The organism is Pontibacterium sp. (genome assembly GCF_041587635.1).
Lineage (GTDB): Bacteria > Pseudomonadota > Gammaproteobacteria > Pseudomonadales > Balneatricaceae > Pontibacterium.
The window spans coordinates 1-8,254 of record NZ_JBFGYC010000125.1 but is presented as its reverse complement, the minus strand read 5'-3'; the positions used below and the strand labels follow the sequence as shown (position 1 = coordinate 8,254).

6 protein-coding genes and 1 pseudogene are annotated in these 8,254 nt (G+C 49.2%); 3 read left to right on the top strand and 4 right to left on the bottom strand.

The features are described 5' to 3' along the window. Nucleotides 1-123 precede the first annotated feature (123 nt). The 4 genes and pseudogenes from ABYW01_RS08400 to ABYW01_RS08385 all read right to left on the bottom strand — a co-directional run. Nucleotides 124-744, bottom strand: a pseudogene (locus ABYW01_RS08400) (Na+/H+ antiporter NhaC family protein); the annotation flags it as partial. Between the two features lie 434 nt (nt 745-1,178). Further along, nucleotides 1,179-2,327: an OprD family outer membrane porin gene (locus tag ABYW01_RS08395; protein ID WP_372832036.1), complete on the bottom strand. Its 1,149-nt coding sequence runs from the start codon at nt 2,325-2,327 to the stop codon at nt 1,179-1,181. A 404-nt stretch (nt 2,328-2,731) separates the two neighbouring features. Further along, complete coding sequence (locus tag ABYW01_RS08390; RefSeq protein ID WP_372832035.1) at nt 2,732-4,120, bottom strand: diguanylate cyclase; 1,389 nt, start codon at nt 4,118-4,120, stop codon at nt 2,732-2,734. A gap of 255 nt (nt 4,121-4,375) precedes the next feature. Further along, the gene (locus ABYW01_RS08385; protein ID WP_372832034.1) at nt 4,376-4,582 is read right to left on the bottom strand and encodes an RSP_7527 family protein; all 207 of its coding nucleotides are present in this window, start codon (nt 4,580-4,582) and stop codon (nt 4,376-4,378) included. Between the two features lie 260 nt (nt 4,583-4,842). On the opposite strand from ABYW01_RS08385, the gene gcvA reads away from it, so the two are divergent. From gcvA to ABYW01_RS08370, 3 genes are all read left to right on the top strand, one after another. Further along, nucleotides 4,843-5,730, top strand: coding sequence for a transcriptional regulator GcvA (gene gcvA / locus ABYW01_RS08380; RefSeq protein ID WP_372832033.1), 888 nt, complete (start codon nt 4,843-4,845; stop codon nt 5,728-5,730). Nucleotides 5,731-5,798: 68 nt separating this feature from the next. Beyond that, nucleotides 5,799-7,730, top strand: coding sequence for a DNA topoisomerase III (locus tag ABYW01_RS08375; RefSeq protein WP_372832031.1), 1,932 nt, complete (start codon nt 5,799-5,801; stop codon nt 7,728-7,730). A 187-nt stretch (nt 7,731-7,917) separates the two neighbouring features. Beyond that, nucleotides 7,918-8,254 (top strand): hypothetical protein (locus ABYW01_RS08370; protein ID WP_372832030.1); only part of this gene is annotated, 337 nt, incomplete at its 3' end.

Genomic DNA, 8,254 nt, shown 5'->3' with positions numbered 1-8,254 from the left:
CGGTGCTTACTCAGCTTCGGCGAAATTGACGGTGTCTACTTTGTCGGGGTCGAGTTGGGGAAATATTGGCGCTTTGGCCGACAACCTCCCCAACCGCCACCACACGGGAACCAGACCCACACCCAGCGTCAGCAGGGCGGCGGGTATCGCAATTTTGGCGTTGAGGCGAAATTTATCACGCATCTCACAGCCTTGGGTGCGGGTTGCGGCGATGGTGGTGTCGGAGATGATCGATAGGTTGTCACCAAACATTGCGCCTCCGACCACAGTACCTGCGGCGAGTGCCATATCAATTCCGGTGGCATCCGATATACCCACGGCAATCGGCGCCATCGCAGCAATTGTGCCCATAGAGGTGCCCATCGCAGTGGCAATAAATGCACTGATCATAAACAGGCCGGGCAGTACCAACGGGTCGGGGATCAGACTTAGGCCCAAACTGACCGTGGCATCCACGCCGCCAATCGCTTTGGCGACACTGGCAAAGCCACCTGCGAGCAGATAGATCACCACCATGGTGATGATGGTGTTATCTCCAATCCCTTTAATAAAGGTTTCGATCCGATCATTCAGAGGGCCTTTTGCCAACAGCATGGCAAGCACAATGGCCGGCAGGATCGCGACGGGAGCGGAGATCTGATAGAAGGCAAACTCAACAGCTTGGTTCTGGTAGTAGATGCCACTGCCAATAAACATGGCGAGAAACAGTATCAGTGGTAACAGAGCGATGGGTGACGCTTTCATCGGTGGTTCCTGAATATAGATGCCGATCGGGCAGTATTCCTGTCAGTCCGGTGACTTGTGGTGCCGGACACGAGGGAGCGCGAACGATGGGATTGCCATCAGCACTCAATGAGTTGTAACGGGCATTAGTGTGACGTTACAGAAGGCGGTGATTATAAGGATTGGGTAGAAGAGCGCTAAGAAGCAATTACTATTAGATATTTCGTTTGGTTATAGTTGTGTGTTTTTTGATTCTTTTTGGAATATGTGTTGTTTGTCAATGATCAGCGAGCGGCTTTGGAGGCGGGGGAGCGGCGTATCTTAGTGTCTGAATCCTGATCGGAATAAGGCGATGGAGTCATAGAAAATTCGTATCGCAGGATGGGCTTAGATACGAACAAGGAACCCGCTACAGGTAGGGGAGTGTAGCGGGTTCCTGCTGACTTCAGCCTAAATTAGAAGCTGTAGTTAGCGATCAAACGAACTTCGTTGATGTCGTTGTAAGCATCTGCTTCAACGTGAGACAAGCGCATACGCAGAGACAGACCTTTCAGGTCGCCAGACTGCAGCGTGTATTTCAGTTCTGCGTTGGTTTCAGCTTCTTCAACGTCGGTGCCGCTGTTGTCGTACTCACCCCAAGTGTGGCGAGCCATGGCTTTCAGGCCCTGAATACCTGCAAAAGCGTAGTCAGCACGGATCTGGAAGGAGTCTTCATCTTTGTTGTTGAAGTCCATGATCTGAACAGAGTTCCAGGTCATCAGACCGTTGTCGTCATTACCGCCCCAGGTGTAGTTGTAAGCGGTGTCGCCGCCGATGGTCTGGAAAGAACCGGTCAGCGTCAGATTACCGAAAGAGTACTGAGCGGCCAGATTGGTCAGCGTAGCGTCCTGCGTGTTGCTTCCTTCGCCTTCGCTGTCGTAGTGGTGGAAATCAACCAGCAGCTGGTCAGTGGTGTAAGCCGCGTTGAAGTATGCCTGAGACAGGAAGTTGTCAGATTCACCGTACGCTGCGTGCAGGCTGATGCCGTTATCCAGCTTAGTACCACCGCCGATCAGCACCAGACCGTCAGAGTTAGTACCGTATTTTTCGAAAGACGCATCGGTTTTCGCAGACGCACGATCGCTGTATAGCGCGTACAGATCAACATCTGCTACGTTGCCAGACAGTTTAACGGCCTGAGTAGAAGATGGCGTCGCGCGGGAGTCGGAGTCGTTCAGCAGAGGGGTGTTAACAACCCAGCGGCCCAGACGTACAGACGCGCTTTCAGTCAGTTTAACGTCAGCAAAGATCTGACCCAGTTTAGCGTAGCTGTTGCTGTTAGAGGTCAGCAGGCCGGTAGACTGGTCATCGCCGTGGCCGTCCAGTTTCGCGTTTGCGAACAGAGAGGCGCCAATTGCGATGCGGTCGGTCAGTTCGTTGTTGTAATCAACGCGGATCGCCTGAGTCAGCGCAACGCGGTTAGGTGCGGAGCCTTCAGAGAAATCGCGATTAAAGTAGAAGGTGCGCAGATCAACGTTCAGGTCAGCCAGTGCTGCTGGCGCCTGAGTCGCAGCAGTCGCTGCTACGATTGCAATAGGGAGAAGTTTCTTGGACACGTTAGCCATGATGTTCAATCCTGATATATCGTCACTGTCTTTTTATATTTAATATTGGCTTCCAGGTGCAGCTGGGAAGCAATGTATAACTTCTGTGGATGAATCTTGTTTCTGTAAGTGAATGTTCGTTCATCTATGAAGCGAATCGGAGAATATCATCTTTTTTAATTTCGTATATGAAAAAATGAATTATATAAGAAACTTTTGTGACTCATTTGTTCAGGGAAACGAGTTCTTTTATGTCTCTTTCAATTCGATTGATCTTAAGTTATTGATGATATAAGACTTTGGGGTGGGATTAACATGATGTTTGGGGTGTGCATATAGGAAACATGGGCGAGCTAGAAGGACAATCCCATTTTGGTTGTTTTTGATTTTAAGCATGGAAAGTAGAGGAGCGCTATCCGAAAAGATTACGTGCTTATTAAGTGGGGGGAAAAGGCAACAGTGCGATTTTTACCTGTTCTTTTGGCTTCGTAGAGCGCTATGTCTGCGTTATTTAACATGTCCTCAAAGCATTCGCTGCGTTGAAGTGTCGCAGTGCCAAGGCTGGCCGATAAATTCACCTGTTGATAGTCAATAGATAGAGTGCGACAAAGCTCAAACCGAATGCGTTCTGCAACAACTGCAACTTCACAAACATCGCATTCAGGCAGGACAACGACAAATTCTTCCCCACCAAAGCGACCGACCAAATCACAGCCTCGTACCGCATGTTCTATAAAGTCGGTTGATTCCTGAAGGACTTGATCCCCGGTCAAATGGCCGTAGCGGTCATTGATCAATTTGAAGCTATCCAGGTCAATCATGATCAGCGAAAGAGGGTGGTTATAGCGTTGGGCGCGTTGTACCTCTTGTGTCCCCATTTCTTGAATGCGCTGACGATTATATACCCGGGTGAGTGAATCCCGTGTGGCCTTGGTATGTAAGTGTTGCCATTGCAGTACAAGAATACCCGCCAAGACACCGACCACTACAGAACCGGTCAGGCCGACTAAGGTGAACATCAGCATCTCCCAGCGACGGGATATGCGTGAAAGATCAACTGAAGCCGCAAGTTGCCAGTATCCTCCGGGAACGGGAATTGTGTGAGTGACAACGGGCTGTTTAAAAACATCAGGGCTTCCGAAAAAGACTTCACCTTGCGCCCCCAAGCCGTCGGTGCCACGGATAGCGTAGCGGGTCATGGTATCGCGTTCTTCCGAAACGATCTCCGACAGCAGTCGATTGACGTCGAGGATCAAAGTAATAAACCCCCAGAACTGTTCTCCATCATGCTGGCCATCCGGAGAAATAAAAATAGGTTTGCGTGCTATGGCTCCATAGCCGCCTTCGATCAGGTTTATGGGACCTGCCAGCCGGAAGCTTTGACTGCGGATCGTTTCTTCTACTACTTTGCGTTGCCCTGGCAATGATCGTAAATCAAGCCCAATAATGGCACTGTCTTCAGGGTGTGGATAAACCAGCTTTATTACGGCATTAGGGGCGACTTCAACCTGTTTAATTGTTGGGCGTTGATCCAATAAGGGTTTCATCAATTGTTGAAAGTCGTTGTAGTTTGGGTTGGGTGCCAGACGTAATAAGCCTTCAACTGCATCTATGACGATCAGGTTTTCCGCGAGAGCTTTGCCAAGAATGGCTTTATATTGTCCAGCGTGTTCAGACGCGTGGCTGACGCTCATTGAGCGCTGCCAACGGTATTCCGCGTACGTCATGAATAATGTAACCGCTATTGCAATACAGCAGGTGGCAACACCTACCAGTATTGGGAAAAAGCTCGAACGGTTTCGTTGAATACCCATACAGCTGCACTCGTTGGGACGGGTTACTCAATTAATTATAGATCACTCAATAATATTTTGAGTATGATATTTTATATATCATATTGTTTTTCAAGATATTAATGATAAACATCTGTTTGAATTCAAGAAGGGTTGTTGTGTGTAACGGTGAGGCTTTGATTTTCTCAGGAAGAAAATCGGGGGGCTTGAGAGAGGGATTTGAGAGGCCTGGAATAAAACAGGGGCCTTAAAAAGGCCCCAAAGAGAGGTGTGCTCTTAGTGTCCCAAGAGGGTCCCGAAAGAAGGTTGGCGGCTGAAGCTGAGCTTTTGCTTGACGAAACGCACAGCTGCCGCGATAGAGCTGATCAATGAGGTGAATGTATCGACCAATGCCTGCTCACGCAGCATTTGAGCTTCACGCAGATAAAAATCCATATCAGGTTCGCCAGCTTCGTTAGTACGGATTACAATTTCGTTCTGCATTTTATTCACCAGATGTATTAAGTTTACATGACCTGACGTTCGGATAAGATTCGTCGGTCAGTACGGCCTGAAACAGAGATTAGGCTGGGTAAGCCCCGTGTTATCTGTGCTCTAACCGTAGATCAGTCAGTTGATGGGGTTTATACTAAAGTCTATGTGGCTGCTAAACAAACGACAGTTTTTCAGCTTATTGATTAGAAAAATTCACCAATGTGGGTCTCGGTATATATCTGAGATCGCTGGAGAGAGTTATCAGACGCTTGCCCCCCCTGAATGCGTTGCGCAGTTTTGAAGCGGCCGCCCGACTCGGCAGCTTTAATCAGGCTGCTGACGAACTATTTGTGACACCCTCAGCGGTGAGCCACCAAGTTAAAGCCCTGGAAGCTTTTTTGGGCATGCCTCTGTTTCGGCGCGAAAAACGCAAAGTGTTTCTCACCACGGCGGGGGAAAAGTATCTGGTTGCGATTCAGCTGGCGCTGGATGAGGTGGACAGTGCTACCCGCCGGCTCATGGCATCGCCTAACGTGGGCGCTGTAAACATCGCCGTTGCTCCGGCTTTTCTGACGCGTTGGCTGGTTCCCCGATTGGCTGATTTTCAGAAACAGTATCCCGATGTGGAGTTGCGTTTAAGTACATTATCGGGCGCGATCGATTTTGAGCACTCCGACACGGATATGGGGATCTATTTTGGTGACGGCCGCTGGAAAGGGGTAGAAGCTCACTTTATGCGTCATTCGGCCATCATGCCGGTGTGCAGTCCGCTTTTATTGGAAGAGGGGCGTCTGAAAACCCTTCAGAATTTGAGAGAGCACACGCTGATTCATGTCTCCAGTCGCAGTCAGGAGTGGAATCAGCTGTTGCGTCAGGAGGGGGTTGGATGGTCACGGGATCAGAAGAGTCTGACATTCTCAAATACCTCACTCGCATTGAATGCTGCGATGGAAGGGTTGGGGGTGGCATTGTCGGATAGCCAGCTTATAGATCGCGAGGTTCAGTACGGTCAGTTGGTGCAGCCTTTTGATGTCGTACTGAAGTCGGCGCGAGATTTCTATCTAGTGTATTCCAATAAACGGCAGCCGACATATGGTATGGAATCTTTCCGTGACTGGTTGATGGTCAAGATGGAAGAATCCCGCCAATCAGACTGATACTGGAAATCGTACCTAAAGTTCGCTAAATTACTGTTTTTATATACAGTAAGTATCTGGCGAATCCCATGATCCTCTACATTGCAGAAAAACCCAGCCTCGGGCGAGCCATCGCTGATGTGCTTCCTAAGCCACACAAAAAGGGAGAAGGCTTTGTACGCGCAGGTAATGGTGACGTAGTGACCTGGTGCATCGGTCATTTGCTGGAGCAGGCTGAGCCGGATGCTTACGATCCCGCCTATAAAAAATGGACGCTGGAAAGCCTGCCTATTGTCCCTGATCAGTGGCAGCTCAAGCCTAAACCCAAAACCCGCAAGCAGCTCAGTGTCATCCGTAAGTTGATGAAGGAAGCCGATCAACTGGTCCATGCGGGTGATCCCGACCGCGAAGGACAGTTGCTGGTGGATGAGGTGATCGAGTTCATCGGGTTGCCCGCAGCAAAAAAAGCGACCATTCAGCGTTGTCTGATTAGCGATCTCAACCCGCCTGCCGTGAAACGTGCGCTCAGTCGTTTACGTGAAAACCGCGACTTCATTCCGCTTTCCACTTCGGCGCTGGCACGTTCAAGGGCCGACTGGTTGTACGGCATGAATATGACCCGTGCGTATACGCTGCAGGGTCAGAAAGCCGGATATAACGGTGTATTGTCTGTCGGGCGGGTGCAAACACCCGTCTTGGGATTAGTTGTACGGCGGGATCGGGAAATTGAAGCATTTCAGCCCAAACCGTTTTATGAAGTGATTGCCCACTTGATGACGCCAGACGGGGCGCGTTTTACCGCAAAATGGCAACCGAGCGAGGCGTGTCGGCCCTATCAGGATGAAGATGGACGTGTCTTGTCCCGTCCACTGGCTGAGAACGTCGCTAACCGGATCACTGATAAAACAGCGCTGCTGAGCAAGCTAGAGCAGAAAGAGAAACAACAAGCCGCGCCGCTGCCTTACAGCTTGTCCTCGTTGCAGATTGATGCGGCAAAACGTTTTGGCATGAGTGCACAGCAAGTGTTGGACGGTTGTCAGGCGTTGTATGAAAAGCACAAGCTGATCACCTATCCGCGTTCCGACAGCCGCTACCTTCCGGTGGAGCAGCATGCTCAGGCTGCTTCGGTTATCTCCGCCATCAACAGTAACTGTACTGAGTTCGAAAAAGCGCAGGGGATGCTGAATCCGGCACAAAAAAGCAAAGCCTGGAACGACAAAAAGGTTGATGCGCACCACGCGATTATTCCAACTGCAAAAACCAGTGATTTGGGGCGCTTGGGTAAAGCGGAACGACAGATCTATGAACTGGTTGCCCGTCAGTATCTTTATCAGTTTCTACCAGCTTATCGTTACTTTGAGACCAAGGTTGAGGTGATGATTGAAGGCGGACGTTTTACAACGACCGCCCGACAACCCTTAGAGCAGGGTTGGAAAATATTGCTGGGCAAACAAACACCCAACAAAGATGAAGCGGAGCATCAGACTCTGCCAGCCCTGAGCCAAGGTCAGAACCTTCATTCTGAGCGCGGTGAAGTAGTAGAGAAGATCACCCAGCCACCCAAATACTTTACGGATGCCACGCTGCTTGCTGCGATGACCGGTATTTCCCGTTACGTTACCGACAGCGATATTCGAAAAGTGCTGAAAGACACTGACGGGCTGGGAACGGAAGCAACCCGTGCCGGCATTATCGAACTGTTGTTTAAGCGTGGTTTTCTAACCCGGGAAGGACAAGCAATTCGTGCCACCGCAGCGGGTGGAGGTTTGGTGGATGCACTGCCCGACAGTGCTTCCAAACCTGATATGACCGCACATTGGGAATCACAGCTCGAAGATATCAGCCAAAAAAGGCTGAAATATGGACAATTTATTGAGCCGCTCACTGCTGGATTGAAACAGTTAATTGGCGAAGTGGATGAAGCTGACTTTCAGAGCCTGAAAGGATTGGGTAAGAACCCTGCGCAGCGTAAAAGGAGAAAGCGTAAAGCGCCTTCTGGAAAAAATGTTCAATCTAAGTAGAAAGCTACAATCTTGTCATTCCTTCAGTGGATATGAATGGTTGTATACCCCGTCATTTATAGATGGACGCCAGTGACATAGTAGATATGGATGGGCATCCTAGTACTTGGCAAATTTGGTCTATAGAATGTCGTGCTGATATAGCTATATCGTTTTACATGAAAGTTGATGAAAAGGATTATGGAAGATGGCATTTTGGAGTGGTGAAACATTAGAATTACGTTTACCAGTGATTTTTGGTAGTGACTTCAAGAAAGAAAAGATTGATTGTTCTGCTTATACGCTAACCGTGGGTGAAGAAGCCTACATTACCCCCGATCATAAAGTCTCAAACCCTTCTACACATACAGCTGTTAAGCTAGAGAAAGGTGATCATATAGCAATACCCGCTGGGCAGTTTGGCTTTCTTCTTACGAAAGAATCAGTTTCTATGCCGAATCATGCTATGGCCTTCATCTCGATGAAATCAAAACTGAAATTTAGAGGACTGATAAATGTCTCAGGCTTTCATGTTGATCCTGGGT

Coding starts and splice junctions, on each gene's coding strand:
- ABYW01_RS08385 (WP_372832034.1), bottom strand. CDS start 4,582: ATGCAGAACGAAATTGTAATCCGTACTAACGAAGCTGGCGAACCTGAT.
- ABYW01_RS08395 (WP_372832036.1), bottom strand. CDS start 2,327: ATGGCTAACGTGTCCAAGAAACTTCTCCCTATTGCAATCGTAGCAGCG.
- ABYW01_RS08390 (WP_372832035.1), bottom strand. CDS start 4,120: ATGGGTATTCAACGAAACCGTTCGAGCTTTTTCCCAATACTGGTAGGT.
- ABYW01_RS08375 (WP_372832031.1), top strand. CDS start 5,799: ATGATCCTCTACATTGCAGAAAAACCCAGCCTCGGGCGAGCCATCGCT.